General features: G+C 59.4%; 1 protein-coding gene. It reads right to left on the bottom strand.

Annotated features, from left to right (window positions below):
• On the bottom strand, nucleotides 1-325 hold a 325-nt coding region (locus tag MTR66_RS21140; protein WP_243924708.1), incomplete at both ends, for a calcium-binding protein.

Genomic DNA, 325 nt, shown 5'->3' with positions numbered 1-325 from the left:
ATCGCTGCCGCCATTGCCGGTAAGCGTGTCGTTGCCATCGCCGCCGTCGAGGACATTGCCGTCGTATCCGCTGATCAGCGAATCGTGCCCAGGAGTCGACACCAGTGCCAACGCCTGCATGTCCGCATGGCTCCAGGTGGTGCCGTCGGGGAAAGTGAACTGCTCGATCCGCCAGTTCGAATAGTTGAGATCGTAGCGGATCGTGATCTGGTCGGCCGTATCCTTGATCCGAATGACGAGGTCATCGCCCGAGCCGAATGCCACGATATCTTCCGGTGCAATTCCGTCACCGAAGGCCAGAACATCGCCAGTGGTATTGCCGTTG

Origin of the sequence: Novosphingobium beihaiense (genome assembly GCF_022832375.1) — a bacterium.
GTDB lineage: Bacteria > Pseudomonadota > Alphaproteobacteria > Sphingomonadales > Sphingomonadaceae > Novosphingobium > Novosphingobium beihaiensis.
Note: the sequence above shows the minus strand (reverse complement) of the source record. Positions and strands in the feature narration are given on the sequence as shown.